Consider the following 20,352-nt stretch of genomic DNA (forward strand, 5'->3'; position numbering starts at 1 on the left):
ACCACAATCTAGCTGGCCGGCCGTGCGCCTTCTCCCCTCAGATGGGAGAAGAACCTTTTGTTTGAGGGCAAGGCTGCCTGCGCACCGGCTGCGGAGGCGCGCTCGGGGGGATGCCAGGCTATGGCCGGCACTACCCCCAAGGGCATCGAATCGGCGATGTTTTCTTTGCCGGCTATCGAGCGCAGACAAGTGACGGCGAAATCTCCCGGATGAATCGGGAAGACATGCAGCCTCCGTAGAAGTGCGAAAGGCCAGCGGAGTATTGACCTGCCTTGTGGTGTACCTGTTTCCGGTGGTAGCCACCCTCAGCGCGCATCACCTTCAGCGGCGCCAAGCAATGTGCAGCTGGCCGCACAATCGCTGCCCCGCAGCGGTGCCAGCAGCGGGTCGCGCGCGGTGTGGTCGATATGCCCGTCGCTGTCCGGTTGCGCCAACTTCTGGCGCACGGCCTCGAGGGTGGCCGCCTTGGTTGCGGGCGGCATCGCCGCCGCTGCCTCCACGAGTACCGGCAGACCATCGCTTGCGGTACGTGCGCGGGAGTTCGGGTTGAGGTCGGTCAGGGTGGCGCCCAGGATGATGCCGGCGATGCTGCCGGGCAGGGTGGCGGCCACCTCTCGCATCGCCGTAACTTCCGTGGTGGTGGGCTGCTTGCCCGGCCGCGCCAGAATCGCGCGGCCTTGTATGTCCAACTGCCTCGCCGAGCAGGCCGTGGTCATGATCGCGGTGCGGTCGACCGCCACCGACATGCGGGCCAACATGCCCTCGGCGTCGCCGGTGGCCTGCGCCAATCGGACCAATTGCACGCCTGCGTGCGCGCTGTTGGCGCAGAGCCTGCGCAGATCGTCCAGTGCGGCGATCCCAGCCGATCCGTCCGGAAGCAGGGCGGGGTCGGCGATCGCCATCACCACGATCATGCCCTTCACCAGCGTCTCGCGGTCCGGCACGTTGGATGGCGAGGCGGCGTCGGCCATCATTCGCAGCGCATCCAGGCGGCGCTGCTGAAGCTGCAACGGGGTTTCGTCGGTCGGGGCATCGGCTGCGCAGGCCAGCGACGAAGCGGTCAACAGGGCGGCGGCCAGGCACAGGCGGCGTACCAGCGGGCAGACAACATCCATGTTGCGTCCTTCGAGGTAGGGGCCGGCTGGCCCAGATGGGCTGAGTGTAGCGGGGGTCCCGGGGCAGGCAACAGGGGCGGCGCGTCCAGCGGCTACGCCGTCACCGGATCCGCCATCCGCACCCGGTTGCGCCCCTCGGTCTTGGCCTGATAAAGCGCTTCATCGGCACGCGCCACCAGCTCCTCCAGAAGCGGCTGATCCGTTCCCGGAAGCGCCTCGCCGATGGCGGCGCCGACGCTGATCGAGACATTGATACGCGTGCCGCCCACCGTGATCGGCTCGGCGGCAATCGCACTGCGCAGGCGCTCGGCCGCGACAGGCACTTCGTTGATGGCCGGCGCCGACAGCAGCGCGATGAACTCCTCCCCGCCGAATCGGGCGAACAGGTCGCGGTCACGCAGCGCCTCGCGGCATCGCCTTGCCACGACCTTGAGCACTTCGTCACCGACCGGATGGCCGTGGGTGTCATTGATCTTCTTGAAGTGATCAACATCCACCATGAGTACGGCCACCGCGTGGCCCTGGGCTTCGCGGGCGGCGATGATCTGCGCCGAGCACTCCTCGAAGTGACGTCGGTTGGGGACGCCGGTCAGTGGGTCGGAGGAGGCGAGGCGGCGCAGTTCGGCAGCCATCAGCAGGTCGGCGGTGACGTCGGTGAACAGCCAGATGCGCCCGTGCTCGCCGTTGCCGCGGACCGGGTGGGTGTCCACCTCGAACGTTCTTTCCCCGAGCGTCCAGTGCAGCGTTGCGGCGAAGTTGACGTTGCCGACCTGCGCGGCATAGGCCTGCTCCAGCGCGGCATGGTTGTCGCACCGTTGCCGCAGGGCACGCATGGGGCCGGCGATATCCGCAGCGCGCAGGCGTCCCGGCGCACAGCCAAGCAGTTCCGCCGCGCGTTCGTTGACTGCCGCACCCATGCCGTCGCCGTCGATCAGCACGATGCCGGCCGGCACGCTCTCGAACAGGTCGAGGAACTGGTTGCGCACGATCGCCTCGCGCGCGGTCTCCCGTCTCGCGGCCAGCAGCCGTGCCACGCTTGCTGCCAGCAAGGGTATCTGCAGCGTCATCAGTGCAGGTACCGGCGCGTGACGCCATAAGAGCAGCAGACCGCTGAGCGGCGCCGCCTGCGACGGAGCAGGGACGTAGAGCAGCGCGCCCGGCGTGCCACCTAGCGCCTGGACGATCGCGGACGGCAGCCGGAACGCGGTGGCCGCCACCGGCTCGCCCTGCCAGACATGTTCGAAGATGCCGCTACGGGCCAGGGTGAAGCCGGAGAACGTCATCGAGGGCGAAGAGGCGGCCCACGTGGCACGGCCGTCCGACACGATGTCGACGGCCATGACCATATCCGCGCCGGCGGCGACCTGGGCGAAGTGGCACAGCGCGGCCAGTGCTTCGCTGTCGGAGGGGGTCAATGCGCCGCTCCGCAAAGACGCTGCTCAAGGATGTCGATGACCGCATAGGTGGCGGTCATGTGCGGCAGGTGGCCGGCGGCATCGATCACGTCGAGCGTCGCGCCATCGATCGCGTTGGCCAGCCACTGGCCGACCTGCACGGGAACGGCGACGTCCACGGCGGTCTGGATCACATGGACAGGCGAGGTCAGCTGAGCGGCCGAGCGCCGAAGGTCGGAGGTGAAGATCGTGCGCGAGGTGTTGAGGGCGATGTCCGGGCGCATCTGGAACAGGGTGTTGGAGAAATCTGCGATCACCGCGCTGTCGTCCACGCCAACGACCATCGGCGCGAATCCGGCCACCCAGGCCTGGTAGTTGGCACTCATGCTCTGGAACAGGCCCTCCAGGTCCTCCGGCTTGAATCCGCCGATGTATTCGACATCGTCGAGATAACGCGGGGAGGCGCCGATGAGCACAAGCCGTTCGAACAGGTCCGGCCTGGCAATGGCGGCGAGCGTGCCGATCATGCCGCTCATCGAGTGGCCGACATACGTGCAGTGTTCGACGTCGCACTCATCAAGCAGGTCGAGCAGGTCGTCGGCGTAGCCGAACAACGCACCGTGCCGGTCGAAATCGTAGGTGTCGGCGCCCTTGGGGCCGCAGCCGGCGAGGTCGAAGGAGATCACGTCGAAGCGCGCCTCGAACCACGGTCGCAATGTCGTCCACGCCGTCTGGTCGGTGCCGAAGCCGTGGGAAAGCACCGCAATCGGTTTCCCCTGGCCGCTGCGCCGGCCGTTGAACCTCTCAAAACTGCCCACGTACTTCTGCCCATGGCGCTGCTGAAGTGGCGAATACTAGGGCACGTTGGCGGGCGGGTCTATCGCGGGGGCGCTGGGGTTCATGCGCGGCCCGAGCGCATGACCGCCGCCTGGGCATGCGTGCTGCCTTGCCCCCGACAGTGCCTGTTAGCCCTGCCCGAACCGGACGCCTCGGCAGTATCCGCCGAACAGAAGCTGCCTCAGATAGCCGCCGACTGCACCGGCCAGGAGGCCTGCCAGTACACGCCGTGCAAGCGTGATACCCCGCCGCACCAGAGCTGCCAGCCAGGGAAGCGCCGCCAGCGCCTGGGCCCCGACCAGCAAGGCCAGCACATCCAGACCAACAGCATCGACGACCGGCAGCAGGGGTAACAGCAACGGATTACACGACACCAGCAGGACGATCGCCGTGGTGATGGCAAACAGGACACGCCGGCCCGCAGGGGTGGCACACCAACGCAGTAGTCGAGAAATCAGGCGCAAGGCATGTGCTCCAGTCGTTGGCCGCATTCTAGCGGCGTGCTGATGGCGGGAGGTTTGCATGGCTGCCGGATGCGCGCGATCCTGTCACGCGTTACCGCGTAAGGTGCCTGGAAGGCCGCGCCGCGCGCTTCTCCCGCAGAGGATGCTTCATGAAGATCGCCGTATTCAGCGCCCGTCCCTACGACCGCCGCTTCCTGGACGAGGCCAATCAACATGCCGATGCCGCGCAATCGTTTGAATTCCTCTATTTCGACGCCTCCCTGGACATCCACACGGCCGCGCTGGCGCAGGACTGCGAGGCCGTCTGTGTCTTCGTCAACGACCGCCTGGACGCGGCGGTGCTGGATGCGCTGCACGTGCTGGGCGTGCGCGCGATCCTGCTGCGCTGCGCCGGCTTCAACAATGTCGACCTCGCCACGGCAGCCGAACTGGGCTTCTTCGTAGCGCGCGTCCCGGCCTATTCGCCCGAGGCGGTTGCCGAACATGCGCTGGCGCTGGTGATGACGCTCAACCGTCAGACCCACCGCGCCTACAACCGGGTCCGCGAAGGCAACTTCATGCTCGATGGTCTTCTGGGCCGCACGCTGTACGGCAAGACCGTGGGCATCGTTGGCACCGGCAAGATCGGCCTGGCCACCGCGCGCATCTTCAAGGGCATGGGGTGCACGGTGCTGGGCCACGATCCGTATCCGTCGACCGCCTTCGCATCCATCGGCACGTTCGTGCCGATCGATGAACTGCTGGCTCGCGCGGACATCGTCTCGCTGCATTGCCCGCTTACCCCGGAAACCCATCACCTCATCAATGATGCGTCGCTGGCCGGGATGAAGGCCGGTGCGATGCTGGTGAACACCTCGCGTGGCGGCCTGGTGGATACCCAGGCAGTGATACGTGCGCTGAAATCGCGCCACCTTGGCCACCTCGCCATCGACGTGTACGAACAGGAGAGCGTGCTGTTCTTCCAGGACCGGTCGGGCGAGATCATCGACGATGACACGTTCCAGCGGCTGATGACGTTCCCGAACGTGCTGGTCACCGGGCACCAGGGATTCTTCACGATGGAGGCGTTGCAGGAGATTTCCGGGATCACGCTGCGCAACTTGGGGGATTTCGCTTCGGGAAACACCTGTCCCAACCTCGTTACCGCCGCCTGACCCCGTTCGCCGCCGTTCCCCCGTCAACCCACCCAGCAGGGACTGACCATGTGGCCCCAGAACTACGACCCGCTCGGTAACGCGAATCTCTCGGCGCTGCTGGCTGCGCTGCCGGTGCTGGTATTCCTGCTGGCGTTGACCGTGCTGCGGCTGAAGGGACTCACCGCCGCGTTGCTGGCGGTGCTGGTGTCGGCCGTGGTATCGGCCTGGGTATTCGGCATGCCGCTGGGCAGCATCGGCGGCGCGGCGCTGCTGGGCATCGCCAACGGCCTGTTCCCGATCAGCTTCATCGTGCTGATGGCGGTGTGGTTGTACAAGCTGGCCATCCGCAGCGGCAAGTTCGAGGTGATCCGCGGCAGCATCGCCACCATCTCCGACGACCAGCGCATCCAGGTGCTGCTGATCGCGTTCTGCTTCGGCGGCTTCCTGGAAGGCGCGGCGGGTTTCGGTGTGCCCATCGCGATCTGCGCCGCGCTACTGGTGGAACTCGGCTTCCGCCCGCTCAAGGCAGCCATGCTCTGTCTGGTGGCCAACGGCGCGGCAGGGGCCTACGGCGCCATTGGCATCCCGGTGCTGGTGGGTGCGCAGCAGGGCGGGGTGGCGCTGGGCGACATGTCGCTCATGCTGATCCCGCTGGTACAGGTCTGCGCGCTGCTGCTACCGGCGCTGCTGGTGATGATGCTGGACGGCTGGCGTGGTGTGCGCGAAACCTGGCCGGTGCTGTTGGTGGTCGGCGTGGTCTTCAGCGGCACGCAGACGCTGGTGCTGCATTTGTTGGGGCCCGAGCTGGTGGACATCATCGGGCCGCTCGCGGCAATGGGCAGCCTGGCCGCGTTCATGCAGGTCTGGCGCCCGAAACGGATCTACCGCGAAGCCAACGCGCCGCCGGTCTCCAGCCAGCGCTGGTCGCTCCGGGAGGTACTGCTGGCGTGGTCGCCTTTCTACATCCTCACCGCCACGATCCTGGTCTGGAGTCTGCCCGCGTTCAAGGCGCTGTTCGCGGCGGATGGCGTGCTCGGCACAACGGTGCTGCACCTGCCCATCGGCCTGCTCGACCAGCGCGTGCAGGAGCTGCCGCCACTGGTCGCCAGTGCACGCGCACTGCCGGCAGTCTGGACTGTGGGGTGGCTCAACGCCTCCGGTACGGCGATCCTGATCGCGGCGCTGCTTACCGTCTTGCTGTCGCCCAAGCTGAGCGTGCGTTCGGCCAGCGAGGAGCTGGCGCAGTCCGGCCGAGAGATGTGGAAGCCGCTTGCGACGGTGGCACTGGTGATGGCCGTGGCCTACATCACCAACTATTCCGGCGCCTCGTCCACGATCGGTTTGGCACTGGCCCAGGCCGGCGGCTTGTTCCCGGTGGTGGCGCCGGTGATCGGCTGGCTGGGAGTCTTCATCACCGGATCGGTGGTCAACAGCAACACCTTGTTTGCCCATCTGCAGGCGGTGACGGCCACGCGGATCGGCGTCTCCCCCGCGCTGCTGGTAGCGGCCAATACCGCCGGCGGGGTGATGGCCAAGCTGGTGTCGCCGCAATCGATCGCCATTGCCGCCGCTGCGGTGAAACTGGTCGGCCAGGAGTCGGCGATCATGCGCACGACGTTGGCGATCAGTTTGGCCCTGCTGGGCTATGTGTGCGCGTGCACGGTGGTGTTGTCGGTGCTGCTGCACTGATCGAATGCGCATGGCCGACCTTGGCTTCCCAAGACTGCGCCCCGACCGGGCCCCTCCTTGAACCATTCATGTCTATACAAGACCGGCCAACTGTGCCGATTCCGGCCTTCCGCGCGCAGTGCGACAACGTGTCGCAGCCTTTTCCGGCCCTTTCCTGCGTCCAATCATTGTCAATGCCTTCTTAAATGATGCATGACGGCCTAAAATTGGAAGGCTGACATGATCGTCCCTCGTGCCTGTCCCCTTGGACCGGCACATCCGGCCTTTTGGCCGGGCGGGGCGCGCTTGACCTGGCATTCCCTACGCAATTGGATCGACCGATGATTCCGTTGAACCCCCTTGGACGCTTCTTGCGTCCGGGCCTGCTGTTTGCACTGTCCGTGTTCCTCACGGGCTGCAACTCGGCCATCCTCAACCCCAAGGGCCAGATCGGCCACGATGAGAAGACGCTGCTGATCACGGCTACCGTGCTGATGCTGCTGGTCGTCGTGCCGGTCATCATCATGACCCTGACCTTCGCGTGGAAGTACCGTGCGACCAACACCAAGGCCCGTTACGAGCCGAAGTGGTCGCACTCCACCGCGATCGAAGTGGTGGTGTGGTCGATTCCGTGCATGATCGTGCTGGTGCTGGCCGTGCTGACCTGGCGCTCCTCGCACGCGCTGGATCCGTACCGTCCGCTGGACTCGGACAAGAAGCCGGTGGTGATCGAAGCCATTTCGCTGGACTGGAAGTGGTTGTTCATCTATCCGGAAGAGAAGATCGCCACGGTCAACGAGATCACCTTCCCGGTCGATACCCCGCTGAACTTCAAGATCACGTCCGATTCGGTGATGAATGCATTCTTCATCCCGCACCTGGGCAGCATGATCTACTCGATGACGGCCATGGAGACCAAACTCCACCTGATCGCCAACGAGACCGGTGAGTTCCCGGGCATGTCCTCGCACTACAGCGGCGCGGGCTTCAGCAAGATGCACTTCACTGCCCATTCGGTCAGCGAGGAGCAGTACCAGCAGTGGCTGGCCAAGGTCCGCGGCGACGCGGCAACCCTGGACAAGACCGCCTTCAACGCGCTGGTGGCCGAAAAGAACCACGACTGGCATCCGGTGACCTACTACGGCACCACCGAAGCCGGCCTGTTCGACTGGGTCATCGCCCGCCACATGGGTGACAACCAGCACTACGGCATGAAGCACGACCACAAGGCGATGGGCCATGACGGTGCCGCGGGCGAAAGCCACACCGGCCACGACACGCCGATGACCGCCGAAGGCCGCGATGCTGCCGGCCACGCGGCCGACGTGCATGCCGACGACACGCACGCGCATGCCGCAGGCGCCGTCGATGAGCACGCCGACCACACTGCAGACGAGCACGCCGCCGCCGGTCACGCCGGTCACGCTGGCTCGGGAGAATGAGCATGAATCCGCTGGGTAAATTGACATTTGCCGACATCCCGCATGACCCGATCATCATCACCACGCTGATCGGCGCGGGCATCGGTGGCCTGCTGGTGCTGGCCCTGATCACCAAGTTCAAGCTGTGGGGCTATCTCTGGAAAGAGTGGTTCACCTCGGTCGACCACAAGAAGATCGGCGCGATGTACCTCATCGTCGCCTTCGTCATGCTGCTGCGCGGCTTTGCCGACGCGATCATGATGCGTGCCCAGCAGGCGCTCGCCGCCGGCGGGGCAGAGGGCTTCCTGCCTCCGCACCACTACGACCAGGTCTTCACCGCCCACGGCGTGATCATGATCTTCTTCGTGGCGATGCCGCTGATCACCGGCCTGATGAACGTGGTGGTGCCGTTGCAGATCGGCGCGCGCGACGTGGCCTTCCCGTTCGTCAACTCGCTCAGCTTCTGGCTGTTCGTGGCGGGCGCGGGCCTTGTGATGATCTCGCTGGGCGTGGGTGAATTCGCGCAGACCGGCTGGCTGGCCTTCCCGCCGTTGTCGGGCAAGGAATACAGTCCAGGCGTCGGTGTGGATTACTACATCTGGGGCCTGCAGGTCGCTGGCCTGGGTACCACCCTGAGCGGTATCAACTTCTTCATTACCATCCTGAAGATGCGCACCCCCGGCATGAAGCTGATGCACATGCCGATCTTCACCTGGACCGCGCTGGTCACCAACGTGCTGATCATCGCCGCCTTCCCGGTGCTGACCATCACGCTGGTGCTGCTGACCCTGGACCGTTACCTCGGCACGCATTTCTTCACCAATGACGGTGGCGGCAACGCCATGCTGTACATCAACCTGATCTGGATCTGGGGTCACCCGGAAGTCTATATCCTGGTGCTGCCGGCCTTCGGCGTGTTCTCCGAGGTCATCGCCACGTTCTCGCGCAAGGCGCTGTTCGGCTACAAGGGCATGGTCTACGCCACCGCCTGCATCGGCGTGTTGTCGTTCATCGTGTGGCTGCACCACTTCTTCACCATGGGCTCGGGTGCCAACGTCAATGCCTTCTTCGGCATAACGACGATGATCATTTCGATCCCGACCGGCGTGAAGATCTTCAACTGGTTGTTCACGATGTTCCGCGGTCGCGTGCAGTTCACCACTCCGGTGCTGTGGACGATCGGCTTCATGGTCACCTTCACCATCGGCGGCATGACCGGCGTGATGCTGGCGATCCCGGCCATCGACTTCGTGCTGCATAACAGCCTGTTCCTGATCGCCCACTTCCATAACGTCATCATCGGCGGCGTGGTGTTCGGCATGTTCGCCGGCATCAGCTACTGGTGGCCGAAGATGTTCGGCTTCCGCCTCAACGAAACCTGGGGCAAGCGCGCGTTCTGGTGCTGGTTCATCGGCTTCTACGTGGCCTTCATGCCGCTGTACATCCTGGGCTTCATGGGCATGACCCGCCGCATGCAGAGCTACCCGAACCTGGAATACCAGCCGCTGCTGGTGATCGCCATGTTCGGTGCCTTCATCATCGGCGCCGGCATCCTGTGCCAGGTGATCCAGATCGCCGTGTCCATCCGCGACCGCAAGAAGACCGCCGACCTGACCGGCGACCCGTGGGATGCGCGCACGCTGGAGTGGGAAACCTCTTCGCCGCCGTCGTTCTACAACTTCGGCGCACTGCCCAAGGTCACCGAACTGGACGACTTCTGGGAGCGCAAGCAGCGTGGTGAGGCGTGGGAACGTCCGGCCAAGTACAGCGACATCCACATGCCGCGCAACACCGGCACGGGCGTGGTGATCGGTGCCTTCAGCCTGGTGTTCGGCTTTGCGATGATCTGGCACATCTGGTGGCTGGCCATCGTCGGCCTGGTCGGCATGATCGGCACCTTCATCTGGCGCACCTTCGACAAGGACACGGATTACTACGTGCCGGCCGCCGAAGTGGAACGCATCGAAAATGAGCACCGTCGCCACCTGGTGGCGCAGGGCCTGGTGAAATCGGAGCTGAAGGCATGAGCAGCACTATCCCCACCAACAGCATGAACCATGGGCACGCCGCGCACGCGGCGGCCCACGGCCATGACGAGCACGAGCACCACGACACCGGCGGCAACACCGTCTTCGGTTTCTGGGTGTACCTGATGAGCGACTGCCTCATCTTCGCCAGTCTGTTTGCCACCTACATCGTGTTGTCCGGCGGCACCAACGGCGGCCCCGGCCCGAAGGACCTGTTCGACCTGTCCTTCGTCGCCTGGGAAACCACGCTGCTGCTGGTCTCCTCGCTGACCTTCGGGCTGGGCATGATTGCCCTGCACAAGCACAAGGTCGGGCAGATGTACCTGTGGCTGGGGCTGACCTGGCTGCTGGGCTTCGGCTTCATGATCATGGAAGTGTGGGAGTTCAACCACCTCATCCATGAGGGCTACGGTCCGGACCACAGTGCGTTCCTGTCGGCGTTCTTCGCGCTGGTGGGTACCCACGGTCTGCACGTGAGCGCCGGCCTGCTGTGGCTGCTGATCATGTTCATCCAGATCAAGCAGAACGGCCTGACCCCGACCAACAAGACCCGTATGGCGTGCCTGAGCCTGTTCTGGCACTTCCTGGACCTGATCTGGATCGGCGTGTTCTCCGTCGTCTACCTGAAGGGAGCGCTGTAATGTCCGCACATGACAATCACGCACACGACCACGGTGCCGGCGGCGAGAGCCACGGCAGCGTCAAGTCCTACCTGACCGGCTTCGTGCTGGCGGCGGTGCTGACCATCATCCCGTTCTGGCTGGTGATGCACGGCAACCTGCCGACCTTCACCACCGGCGTCATCATCGTGATCGCCGCGGTGCTGCAGATCCTGGTGCACCTGGTGTTCTTCCTGCACCTGGACCGCTCTTCGGCGCAGCGCTGGAACGTGAGCGCTGCGGCCTTCACGGTCGTGGTGATCGGCATCATCGTGGCCGGTTCGCTGTGGGTCATGCACAACATGAACGTGCATATGATGCAGTAACGTCCTGGCGACATTGCCGGATGCAGAAAGGCCGCCCTCGGGCGGCCTTTTTGTTTGTTTCGCCGGAGTCGTCTCGAGGCGCAGCAGCAGGATCAAGTGCGGCGTGTCCCGCGATCCCACATGCCCCCGCCCAACCAAAGAAGCGGGAGCCAACGCCAGCGCTTGCTTGAGCGCAACGACGAGGTCCACTGAAGGTCGACGGTTGAATCGCTACGCCGCCTGCGCCAACCGCAGAAACTCCTCAGCCCCGACCGGCCGCCCCAGGTGGTAACCCTGCAGCAGATCGCAGCCCATGTCGCTCAGATACTGCCGTTGCCCTGCGGTCTCCACGCCTTCGGCGACGATCCGCAACTGCAGTGAGCGGCCCAGCGCGATGATCGACGACACGATCGCCGCGTCTTCGGCGTTGTCTTCCAGATCGTGCACGAACGCGCGGTCGATCTTCAGCTCGGTGGCCGGCATGCGCTTGAGATGCAGCAGGCTGGAATAGCCGGTGCCGAAGTCGTCGATGGAAATATTGACCCCCATCGCCGTCAGCCCATGCAGGATCAGCAGGCTTGCCTCCACGTCCTTCATCGCGGTGGTCTCGGTCACCTCCAGCGTCAGGTGGCGCGGATCGAGGCCATGCTTGTCCAGCGTCTGCCTGACCGTGTCCAGCAGCGTGCTCGACGCGAACTGCAGCGGCGACAGGTTCACTGCCATCGACCACTCCGCATGCCCCGCATCGTGCCACTGGCGCAGCTGCGCGCACGCCCGGTCCAGCACCCAGTCACCGAGTGGCAGGATCAGCCCGCTGCGTTCGGCCACCGGAATGAAGGTATCCGGGCCAAGCAGGCCCAATTCCGGGTGCTGCCAGCGCACCAGCGCCTCGGCACCGATCAGCGGCTGCCCGCTGGCCGGGAACTTGGGCTGGTAGTGCAGCACCAGCTCGTTGCGGCCGATTGCCCGGCGCAGTTCCTGCAGCAGCTTGAGCTGGCGGTTGGCGCTGACGTGCATCGACTCGGTGAAGAACGTATACCCGTTCCGGCCCGCATCCTTGGTGTGGTACATCGCCGCATCGGCGTGCGCCATCAGCTCGCGCTCTGTCGTGGCATCGGCCGGGTACAGCGCGATGCCCAGGCTGGCGGTCACCTGCAGCTCCAGCGTGTCGATGAGGAACGGCTCGCCCACGCTGGCGATGATCCGCTCGGCCACCACCGCCGCGTCTTCCGGATCGTCCACCTGGAAGACGATGACGAACTCATCGCCGCCCAGCCGCGCGAACGTGTCCTGGCCGCGCAACAGCTTGCTGACGCGCTCGCTCATCTGGATCAGCAGCTTGTCGCCGAGCTGGTGGCCGTAGGCGTCGTTGATCGCCTTGAAGCCGTCCAGGTCGCAGAACATCACCGCGAAGCTGAACTGCCGACGCTGCGCCTTCTCGATCGCCTGTTCGATGCGGTCCTGCAGCAGCATGCGGTTGGGCAGCTGGGTCAGTGGGTCGTGCAGCGCGGCCTGCAGCAGCTTTTCGTTGGCGTGTGCCAGCGAATCGGCGAGCAGGCCGGTGCGGGTGCGCATCTGCCGGTCGAAGACCGAGGACAGCAGCGCGATGCCCAGCGTCGCCAGGGTCGTGACGATGACCAGCACCGCCAACCACTTGGCGTCGATGCCGGCCCCATACGCGGCCCCGCAGATACTGCCGGCCGGGAAGCTGGCCGCCGCCATGCCGGTGTAGTGCATGCCTACGATCGCCAGCCCCATCACCAGCGAGGCCAGGCCGCGCAGCAGGAACGGGCGGCGCTGCTCCAGCCGCAGCCGGAAGGCGATCCACAGCGCCGCGCCGGCCGCGCCGATGGCGATCAGCACCGACAGGGTGAACCAGAAGGGGTCATAGTCGATGCCCGGCTGCATGCGCAGCGCGGACATCCCCAGGTAGTGCATGGCCGCGATGCCCAGGCCCATCAGCACCGCGCCGGCGACCAGCCGCATCCAGGGCAGCGCCGGGCGCGAGACCAGCCACAGCGCATAGGCCGAGGCGCCGACCGACACCGCCAGCGAGAACAGGGTGATGCCCAGGTCGTAGCCCACCGGAATCGGCAGGTGGAAGGCGAGCATGCCGATGAAGTGCATCGACCAGATGCCCAGCCCCATCGCGCCCGCGCCACCGGCGAGCCACCAGCGGGCCACACGGCCCTGGGTGCTGGCCAGCCGGCCGGCCATGTCCAGCGCCGTGTACGAGGCGAGGATGGCAACCAGCAGCGAGAAGACGACAAGACTCTGGCTGTAGGTGCCGGTCATGGGAAAAGCCTGGACGAAGTAGGAAAGGGCAATGGCCCGCCGCAGTATCGGCACGGGCGCGGGGAACTTGAGCGCCGCTGGCAGCGCGTCTCGGTTGTTGCGACGCGGCTCGGCTATCCTGCCGGACAGTTGATGAAGTGGAAGTGGACATGGCCAAGCGACTTACCGCCTACGTGTGCAGCGAATGTGGCGCCGAATACAGCAAGTGGCAGGGCCAGTGCACCGAGTGCGGGGTCTGGAACGTGCTGACCGAGATCACGCTGGAAAGCGCGGCGGCGGCCAAGTCGCCGGCCTCGCGCCGTTCCGGCTGGGCCGGCAAGGTCGATGCGCCCAAGATCATGGCGCTCAAGGATGTCCAGCAGACCGAACACCTGCGCGTGAGCACCGGCATCGGCGAGTTCGACCGCGTGCTGGGCGGCGGTCTGGTCGAGGGTGCGGTGATCCTGGTCGGCGGCGATCCGGGCATCGGCAAGTCGACGCTGCTGCTGCAGGCGGTGGCCAAGATGGCCGCTACCCTGCCGGTCCTGTACATCACCGGTGAGGAGTCGCTGTCGCAGGTGGCCGGTCGCGCGGTGCGGCTGGATCTGCCGCTGGACAACGTCAACGCGCTGGCCGAAACCCAGGTGGAGGCGATCCTGCAGCACGCCAGCGTGGCCCGGCCGAAGCTGATCGTGGCCGACTCGGTGCAGACGCTGTGGACCGAGTCGCTTACCGCCGCGCCCGGTTCGGTCAGCCAGGTGCGCGAGAGTGCCGCGCGGCTGGTGCGCTTTGCCAAGGAAACCGGCACCGCCGTGTTCCTGGTCGGCCACGTCACCAAGGAAGGCGGCATCGCCGGCCCGCGCGTGCTCGAACACATGGTGGATGCGGTGCTGTACTTCGAGGGCGAGAGCGGCAGCCGCTTCCGCCTGCTGCGTGCGTTCAAGAACCGTTTCGGCGCGGTCAACGAGCTGGGCGTGTTCGCGATGGGCGAAAAGGGCCTGAAGGAAGTCTCCAATCCCTCGGCGATCTTCCTCTCCGGGGGCAGCACCCAGCAGCCGGGCAGCTGCGTGATGGTCACCCGCGAAGGCACCCGCCCGCTGCTGGTGGAAGTGCAGGCGCTGGTGGACACCTCACCGCTGTCCAACCCGCGCCGCGTTGCGGTGGGCCTGGAGCAGAACCGGCTGGCGATGCTGCTGGCCGTGCTTCACCGGCATGGCGGTGTCCTGACCGGTGACCAGGACGTGTTCGTCAACGTGGTCGGTGGCATCCGCGTGCAGGAAACCGCGGTGGATCTGCCGGTGCTGCTGGCGGTGCTGTCCTCGCTGCAGGACCGACCCCTGGCCGAGAAGACCATCGCCTTCGGCGAGGTCGGCCTGTCCGGCGAGATCCGCCCGGTCCCCAACGGCGAAGATCGTCTGCGCGAAGCGGCCACCCATGGGTTCAAGCGCGCGATCGTGCCCAAGGCCAACGCGCCCAAGACCGGCAGCGTCAAGGGCATGGAGGTGATCGCGGTGGAGCGGCTGTCCGAGGCGATCGAGGCGATCTGAACGCGGTGTTTCCGAGGCACCCGCCGCGCAGGCAATGCGCGGCCGGGCTGTGCTAGTTTTCCTCCCCTGAAATCCTCGTTCCAGCGCGTATCCCGGCCGGGGTGCGCCCGCCAGAGAAAACGATTCCATGCAAGAGACTCCCCTGGATGTACAGGGCGCCAGCGAGATCCGTCGCGCCGGTGTCGACCTCAACGGATTGATGACTGTCCTTGGCAAGCATCTGTATTCCACCCCGGTGGTGGCACTGCGCGAACTGGTGCAGAACGCGCACGATTCGCTGGTGCGACGGCGCCTGGAACAGGCCGACTGGCAGGAGCCGGGCCGGATCGAAGTGCACGGCGATGCGGTCAACGGCATCGTGCGCATCATCGATACCGGCGCCGGGCTGACCCAGCAGGAAATCCACGATTACCTGGCCACCGTTGGCGTGGGCTATACCCGTGGCCTGCGCCAGGCCGGCGAGGACGACGAAGGCCTGATCGGCATGTTCGGGCTGGGCTTCCTGTCCGCGTTCGTGCTGGCGCGCCGGGTGACCGTGCGCACCACCTCCTACCAGCAGCCGACGCTGGGCCACTGCTATGTCTCAAGCAACGCCGAGCAGTACACGGTGTCCCCGATGCCGGCGCGCGCGGTCGGCACCGAAGTGGTGCTGGAACTGCATGGCAGTTACGTGCACCTGGCGCAGGAGCAGAACCTGCGCGACATCCTCGGCCGCTATTGCGCGCTGCTGGGCGAGCCGATCCACATCGGCCAGGATGCGCGCGCGATCAACCCCGAGCCGCCGCCGTGGCGTCCGCAGGCCGGCGTGGTCATGCACCCGCTGCAGGCGCAGCGCCGCGGCCTGGAGTTCGCCGCGCACTTCGAGCGCAGCTTCGAGCCGATCGCCTGCATGCCGCTGCGCGCCGATGGCGGCAGCGATGCGGTGGGCCTGCTCTGGGTTCAGGACGGCGCCACCTACGGCACCAGCGACAACCGCAACCTCTCGGTGTTCGTGCGGGGCATGCTGCTCGACGACGACGCGCGCGACCTGCTGCCGCCCTGGGCCGGTTTCATCGGTGGCGTGATCGAATCCAGCCGGTTGACCCCTACCGCCAGCCGCGAGGACCTGCAGCGCGATGAAACCTACAGCGCAGTCCAGCATGCATTGGGCGAGGCGCTCATCGATGGACTGGTGGAGATCGCACGGCAGCAGCCGGAGGCCTGGCGACGCATCCTGGTGCGGCACAACGAAGCGCTGCTGGGTGCCTCGCTGTGCGATGAGCGCCTGTTCCAGTTGCTGCTCGAACACGTGCGCGTGCCAAGCTCGCAGGGCGACATCAAGGCAAGCGAACTGCCGTCGCGCGGCGCGGTCCACGTGATCCTGGACAGCGGCGGCGGTTTCGAGGAAATGCTGTTCCGCGCGATGGGCGTGCCAGTGGCGCATGGCAACCGTTACGCGGTGGTGCCGTTCCTGCGCCGCTGGACCCAGGCCAAGGGCATGCGCCTGGTGGAACTGGGCACCGAACAAGGCAACCGCGCGCTGTTCCGCACCGATACGCTGCCCGAGGCGGAAATGGACTGGCTGCAGACCCACCTGGGTGACGGTGAGCAATTGTTGCCGGCGCATTTCAGCCCGGCCGAGCTGCCAGTGGTGGTGGTGCCCGATCGCGAGGCCGAGCTGAAACGCCGCCTGGAAGACGACGAAAACGACAAGCGCGTGTCAATGGCCGCGCTGCGGCTGGCGCGCCAGTTCACTGCCCGCATCGTCGCGCGCGCACCCTCGCGCCTGTACCTCAACCTGGACAACCCCGCCGTGCAGGCGTTGCTGGCGGCGATGCGCGCCGGCAACCCGCAGGCCGAGTCCGCCGCACGCCTGCTGCGCTCGCTGAAAGTGATCGTCAGCGCGCAGGGGCGCGCCCAGGACGGCGGCGCGGCCAGCAACGACCTCAACCGCGCGTTCGGCGACATCGCCGATGCCCTGCAGCAGATGCTGCAGGCGCGCTGATATTCCCTTTCTTCAACATTACGCACTGCAGGACGACACGACCGCATGGATATCTGGAACTGGGTGGAAAAACTTCAGGACGATCTTGGCGAAGCCGGGCAGGCGCAGAGCGCACAGCTGCTGACGCGCTTGACCGATGAAGTCTGCGAACTGCGTCTGGACCGTGTGGATGCCCTGTTGCCCGAAGCGCGTGCATTGGGCAAGACGCTGGGCAATCCGTGGCTGGAGGTGTTCGTCGGCCATTGGGACATGCGCAATCGCGTCGGCAACCGCCTGGAGGGCGAGTCGGCGCTGGGCGACGCGGTGGCGCTGTTCGAGCGCGCGCACCGTGCCGACACGGTGGAGTGCCCGCAGTCGATCTGCGTAACCCAGGACCTGGCGGCCTGTTACGGCAACATCGACGGCCCCGGCTGGGTGCCCGAGCGCATCGAGGTCTGCGAGGAAACGCTGGCGCGGATCGATCCGAGCTGGGCGTGCTTCCAGTGCCTGAGCTGCGAGAAGGCCGATGCGTTGCTGGACGACGGCAACAGCCAGGGGGCCCTGGATTACCTGGACGTGCAGGCCGGCACCGTGCTGGCGCATGGCGGCAAGGTGTACGACAGCTTCCCGGAAATGCGCATCAAGATCCTCCTCGCCAGCGGCCGCGCGGCCGAGGCGCTGGCATTGATCGACGCGCGCCAGGCCGAAGTGGATGCCGAGGGCGACTACGAGCCGGCAAACTGCACCATCCCGCGCAAACTGTCGCGCGCATGGGCACTGGCGCAGCTGGGCCGCGATGAAGAAGCGCTGGAATCGCTGGTGCCGTGGAACCAGTTGTCGCCGAACTACCGCCGCATGTGGGCGCATACGGTGGCGCTGCTGGTGCGCAACGCACCCGAGCGCAACAGCTGGGACCTGGGCCGCCGGCTCAGCGCGACCCTGGCGCATTACGCAGCGGTCGGCGCGCACCGCTTCGTGATCGAGATTGCCGGACTCTGCGTGGACATGGCGCTGCAGCGCGGCGCGGTGTGGACCGCACGGCGCCACTTGGCGCTGGCCCGGGAGCACCTGGGCAGCCTGCGCCAGGACCGCGGTGCAAGCGACGCCGTGGCCGCGATGGCGGCGCGCATCGATGCCGCCCCCGGCGCGGCGGCGTTGCCGGTGCCCGCCGAAGGCTTGCTGGACTGGCTGGTCGAACAAGGCGAGCAGGGCGACGGGCGCGACCCCGAACGCGAGGCGCAGTGGTTGCTGCAGGGCGTGGAGCAGCGTCCCGACGACGCGGCGATGCTGGATGTCGCCGCCTCGGCGCTGAATGCCTGCGGCGCCGAGAATGACGCGATTGCGTTGTTGTGGGCGTTCGTCGAGCGCCACGGACATGAGGATGCCCCCCCGGCGTACTCCTTGATGGGCCTGCTGGTGCAGCGTGGCGACCAGGCCGGGCTGGATCGCCTGGCGCAGCATTACCAGGCGCGGGTGCCGGTGTTCGCACTGTGGTGCCAGGCGCAGATGGCGCACAAGCTTTCCGACTGGCCCGCGTTGGAGCAGGCCTGCAGCGCGCTGCTGGCCCTCTCGCCGCAGTCGCATGGCGCCCGCAATCTGCTGGCGATGGCCCTGATGGCCATGCAGCGTTTCCAGGACGCGGCGGCGCAGTACCGCCACCTCACCGAGGTACTGGAAGAGCCGCGCAGCGCGCACTGGGACCACATGACCGCCGCCAGCGCCGCCCGCGACTGGGCCGCCGTGCGTGGTTCGGCAGCGGCCATCGGCATGGAACTGAAAAGCACCGATGGCCCGGTCGAGGAATCCTTCGGCTGGGTCATCATCCGCTGCGCGGACGGCGGCGAGCCGATCGAATACTATGCGCGCCGCACCGGCCCGGTCACCGCGCGCATCGTGGAGAACGCGCCGGCCAACCGCCGCCAGCGCGTGAACGACTGGGTGGTGTTCGACGCCGAACTGGTCCATCCGGCACCGGAGGACGAGCAGGAGCGCGAGCGGTTCATGCCCACCTACGCCGAAGTCCACCTACTCCAGGGCGGTGGCTATGCCGGCAGCTGGCTGGTCGATGGCGTGCACCCCGGTGAAGACGCGTGGACCGCGTTCTCCGAGGCAGTGGAGGCCCGGGGCTGGAAGCTGTGGACGCACAGCCCGGACGATTACCAGCTCACCGATGCCCAAGGCGACGATGCGCCGCTGCCAGGCGTGCTGTTCACCGTGGCTCAGCCCCAGGAACAGCCGCCGCTGGACCTGCACCGGTTCCTGCTCGAGGCCACCGCGCACTGGCCGCACCGGCTGTGCTGGCTGCGCCTGGCCGAGGCCTGCGGCCAGGACGAGCAGCGTCATGTGGACGTGATCGAGCGCTACGGTCTGTAAGCGCCAGGCTGGGCGCGCCATTGCCGCGCCCGGCCCATCCACAGGGGCGGGAACGGGATATGCGGAGACCCGGTTGGAAGATTTGCCGCGGCACGGCGCTGATGGCGCTGTGCGTGCCGGTGGTACAGGCCGCGCCGGCGTGTGACGACCCGGTGGCGGTGGCGCGCCGGTTCCAGCAGGCCAGTGTGGGCGATCTGCTGGATGGCCAGGATGGCGAGATCAATGCACCGTTCGCGTTCGTGCGCATGGCACCCAGCGCGGCAGCCGCCTGCGCGATCCGCTGACCGGACCGCTGTAGCGTCTAGCGCGCTCGCCCGAACACCAGCTCTATAACGAACTGGCTGCCGAAGAACGCCAGCAGCAGCAGCGCCATCGCGGTCAGCGTCCAGTGCACGGCCTTCGCACCACGCCAGCCGTAACGGCGACGGCCGATCAGCAGGGTGCCGAACACGATCCACGACAGCACGCTGAGTACCGTTTTGTGCACCAGCTTCTGCGCCAGCAGGTCATCGACAAACAGCACGCCGGTGACCAGGGTCAGGGTGAGCAGCGCAAAGCCGACCGCGATCACCCGGAACAGCAGCGATTCCAGATCGGCCAGCGGCGGCAGGGCGCGCAGCCACGGCCGGAAATCGCGGCGGCGCAGGGCGCGCTCCTGCAGCCAGAGCATGATCGCCAGCAACGCGGCCACGCTCAGGGCGGCATAGGCCAGCAGCGCCATCCAGGCGTGGGTGGCCAGCTGCCAGCCCAGCGGCCGGCTCGGCTCGTGACCGTAGGCGTGATAGGCCCACAACACCGCTGCGGCCATCGGAAATACCAGGACACCCAGCGCCGCCATGCGCCCGCGCGCGGCCACCAGCGAGGTCAGCCAGGCCATGCCCAGGCCTACCAGCGACAGCGCGGCGAAGAAATGCATGTCCGGTCCACCGGTGGTGCGCATCGCCACCAGCACGTGGTAACCGCCGTGCAGCAGCATCGCCGGCAGCGCCGGCCACAGCCAGGCCGGGGAGGTCACCGCATCATCGCGGACGACCGCGCGCACCAGCAGGCCGGTGGCGGTCAGGTACAGCAGGGTCGCGATGAGAACGATTGTCATCGTTGCAGTTTCGCATACCCCCAAGCCACTGGCGATGCCTGCGGCCACAGGCCGCAGGCGCGCGGCGGGGCGC

At 66.6% G+C, this 20,352-nt stretch carries 16 protein-coding genes; 10 read left to right on the plus strand and 6 right to left on the minus strand.

The features are described from left to right. Positions 1-305 precede the first annotated feature (305 nt). The 4 genes from NR101_RS14365 to NR101_RS14380 form a co-directional block, all read right to left on the minus strand. A complete protein-coding gene (locus NR101_RS14365) occupies positions 306-1,115 on the minus strand; it encodes a hypothetical protein (RefSeq protein WP_256776412.1) in 810 nt (269 codons plus the stop codon). A gap of 92 nt (positions 1,116-1,207) precedes the next feature. After that, complete coding sequence (locus NR101_RS14370; RefSeq protein ID WP_256776413.1) at positions 1,208-2,530, minus strand: sensor domain-containing diguanylate cyclase; 1,323 nt, start codon at positions 2,528-2,530, stop codon at positions 1,208-1,210. Continuing rightward, complete coding sequence (locus NR101_RS14375; RefSeq protein ID WP_256776414.1) at positions 2,527-3,270, minus strand: alpha/beta hydrolase; 744 nt, start codon at positions 3,268-3,270, stop codon at positions 2,527-2,529. The genes NR101_RS14370 and NR101_RS14375 overlap by 4 nt, the downstream gene beginning before the upstream one ends. A 204-nt stretch (positions 3,271-3,474) precedes the next feature. Next, positions 3,475-3,810, minus strand: coding sequence for a hypothetical protein (locus NR101_RS14380; RefSeq protein ID WP_256776415.1), 336 nt, complete (start codon positions 3,808-3,810; stop codon positions 3,475-3,477). Between the two features lie 149 nt (positions 3,811-3,959). Here NR101_RS14380 and NR101_RS14385 point away from each other — a divergent pair, with 149 nt between their 5' ends. The 6 genes from NR101_RS14385 to cyoD all read left to right on the plus strand — a co-directional run bounded on the left by NR101_RS14385 (position 3,960) and on the right by cyoD (position 11,047). Next, positions 3,960-4,964, plus strand: a complete 1,005-nt coding sequence (locus tag NR101_RS14385; RefSeq protein WP_256776416.1) for a 2-hydroxyacid dehydrogenase — start codon at positions 3,960-3,962, stop codon at positions 4,962-4,964. A gap of 48 nt (positions 4,965-5,012) precedes the next feature. Next, the gene (locus tag NR101_RS14390) at positions 5,013-6,635 is read left to right on the plus strand and encodes a lactate permease LctP family transporter (protein ID WP_256776417.1); all 1,623 of its coding nucleotides are present in this window, start codon (positions 5,013-5,015) and stop codon (positions 6,633-6,635) included. A 320-nt stretch (positions 6,636-6,955) separates the two neighbouring features. Further along, positions 6,956-8,056, plus strand: coding sequence for a ubiquinol oxidase subunit II (cyoA, locus tag NR101_RS14395; RefSeq protein ID WP_256776418.1), 1,101 nt, complete (start codon positions 6,956-6,958; stop codon positions 8,054-8,056). A gap of 2 nt (positions 8,057-8,058) precedes the next feature. Next, the gene (cyoB, locus tag NR101_RS14400; protein ID WP_256776419.1) at positions 8,059-10,062 is read left to right on the plus strand and encodes a cytochrome o ubiquinol oxidase subunit I; all 2,004 of its coding nucleotides are present in this window, start codon (positions 8,059-8,061) and stop codon (positions 10,060-10,062) included. After that, the gene (gene cyoC, locus NR101_RS14405) at positions 10,059-10,703 is read left to right on the plus strand and encodes a cytochrome o ubiquinol oxidase subunit III (protein ID WP_256776420.1); all 645 of its coding nucleotides are present in this window, start codon (positions 10,059-10,061) and stop codon (positions 10,701-10,703) included. The genes cyoB and cyoC overlap by 4 nt, the downstream gene beginning before the upstream one ends. Continuing rightward, positions 10,703-11,047, plus strand: a complete 345-nt coding sequence (cyoD, locus tag NR101_RS14410) for a cytochrome o ubiquinol oxidase subunit IV (protein ID WP_256776421.1) — start codon at positions 10,703-10,705, stop codon at positions 11,045-11,047. Before cyoC ends, cyoD begins: the two co-directional genes overlap by 1 nt. Positions 11,048-11,257: 210 nt before the next feature. Here cyoD and NR101_RS14415 read toward each other — a convergent pair whose 3' ends face one another. Further along, a complete protein-coding gene (locus NR101_RS14415; RefSeq protein ID WP_256776423.1) occupies positions 11,258-13,321 on the minus strand; it encodes a bifunctional diguanylate cyclase/phosphodiesterase in 2,064 nt (687 codons plus the stop codon). Between the two features lie 149 nt (positions 13,322-13,470). On the opposite strand from NR101_RS14415, the gene radA reads away from it, so the two are divergent. The 4 genes from radA (at position 13,471) to NR101_RS14435 (ending at position 19,467) form a co-directional block, all read left to right on the plus strand. Beyond that, the gene (gene radA, locus NR101_RS14420) at positions 13,471-14,847 is read left to right on the plus strand and encodes a DNA repair protein RadA (protein WP_256776424.1); all 1,377 of its coding nucleotides are present in this window, start codon (positions 13,471-13,473) and stop codon (positions 14,845-14,847) included. A gap of 127 nt (positions 14,848-14,974) precedes the next feature. After that, complete coding sequence (locus tag NR101_RS14425) at positions 14,975-16,831, plus strand: ATP-binding protein (RefSeq protein ID WP_256776426.1); 1,857 nt, start codon at positions 14,975-14,977, stop codon at positions 16,829-16,831. A 45-nt stretch (positions 16,832-16,876) separates the two neighbouring features. Next, the gene (locus NR101_RS14430) at positions 16,877-19,183 is read left to right on the plus strand and encodes a hypothetical protein (RefSeq protein WP_256776427.1); all 2,307 of its coding nucleotides are present in this window, start codon (positions 16,877-16,879) and stop codon (positions 19,181-19,183) included. Between the two features lie 59 nt (positions 19,184-19,242). Continuing rightward, positions 19,243-19,467, plus strand: a complete 225-nt coding sequence (locus NR101_RS14435; protein WP_256776428.1) for a hypothetical protein — start codon at positions 19,243-19,245, stop codon at positions 19,465-19,467. 17 nt (positions 19,468-19,484) lie between these two features. Here the strand turns inward: NR101_RS14435 and ccsA are convergent, their stop codons facing one another. Continuing rightward, positions 19,485-20,279 carry a cytochrome c biogenesis protein CcsA gene (gene ccsA, locus NR101_RS14440; RefSeq protein WP_256776429.1) on the minus strand — a complete coding sequence of 265 codons (795 nt, stop codon included), beginning with the start codon at positions 20,277-20,279 and terminating at the stop codon, positions 19,485-19,487. Between the last annotated feature and the right edge of the window lie 73 nt (positions 20,280-20,352).

Origin of the sequence: Stenotrophomonas sp. Ste86 (assembly GCF_024519465.1) — a bacterium.
Lineage (GTDB): Bacteria > Pseudomonadota > Gammaproteobacteria > Xanthomonadales > Xanthomonadaceae > Stenotrophomonas.

What these genes read in the sequence shown, in the direction of transcription:
- NR101_RS14365 (WP_256776412.1), bottom strand. Translation starts at nt 1,115, where the DNA reads ATGGATGTTGTCTGCCCGCTGGTACGCCGCCTGTGCCTGGCCGCCGCC.
- NR101_RS14385 (WP_256776416.1), top strand. Translation starts at nt 3,960, where the DNA reads ATGAAGATCGCCGTATTCAGCGCCCGTCCCTACGACCGCCGCTTCCTG.
- NR101_RS14390 (WP_256776417.1), top strand. Translation starts at nt 5,013, where the DNA reads ATGTGGCCCCAGAACTACGACCCGCTCGGTAACGCGAATCTCTCGGCG.
- cyoA (WP_256776418.1), top strand. Translation starts at nt 6,956, where the DNA reads ATGATTCCGTTGAACCCCCTTGGACGCTTCTTGCGTCCGGGCCTGCTG.
- cyoB (WP_256776419.1), top strand. Translation starts at nt 8,059, where the DNA reads ATGAATCCGCTGGGTAAATTGACATTTGCCGACATCCCGCATGACCCG.
- cyoC (WP_256776420.1), top strand. Translation starts at nt 10,059, where the DNA reads ATGAGCAGCACTATCCCCACCAACAGCATGAACCATGGGCACGCCGCG.
- cyoD (WP_256776421.1), top strand. Translation starts at nt 10,703, where the DNA reads ATGTCCGCACATGACAATCACGCACACGACCACGGTGCCGGCGGCGAG.
- NR101_RS14415 (WP_256776423.1), bottom strand. Translation starts at nt 13,321, where the DNA reads ATGACCGGCACCTACAGCCAGAGTCTTGTCGTCTTCTCGCTGCTGGTT.
- radA (WP_256776424.1), top strand. Translation starts at nt 13,471, where the DNA reads ATGGCCAAGCGACTTACCGCCTACGTGTGCAGCGAATGTGGCGCCGAA.
- NR101_RS14425 (WP_256776426.1), top strand. Translation starts at nt 14,975, where the DNA reads ATGCAAGAGACTCCCCTGGATGTACAGGGCGCCAGCGAGATCCGTCGC.
- NR101_RS14430 (WP_256776427.1), top strand. Translation starts at nt 16,877, where the DNA reads ATGGATATCTGGAACTGGGTGGAAAAACTTCAGGACGATCTTGGCGAA.
- NR101_RS14435 (WP_256776428.1), top strand. Translation starts at nt 19,243, where the DNA reads ATGCGGAGACCCGGTTGGAAGATTTGCCGCGGCACGGCGCTGATGGCG.
- ccsA (WP_256776429.1), bottom strand. Translation starts at nt 20,279, where the DNA reads ATGACAATCGTTCTCATCGCGACCCTGCTGTACCTGACCGCCACCGGC.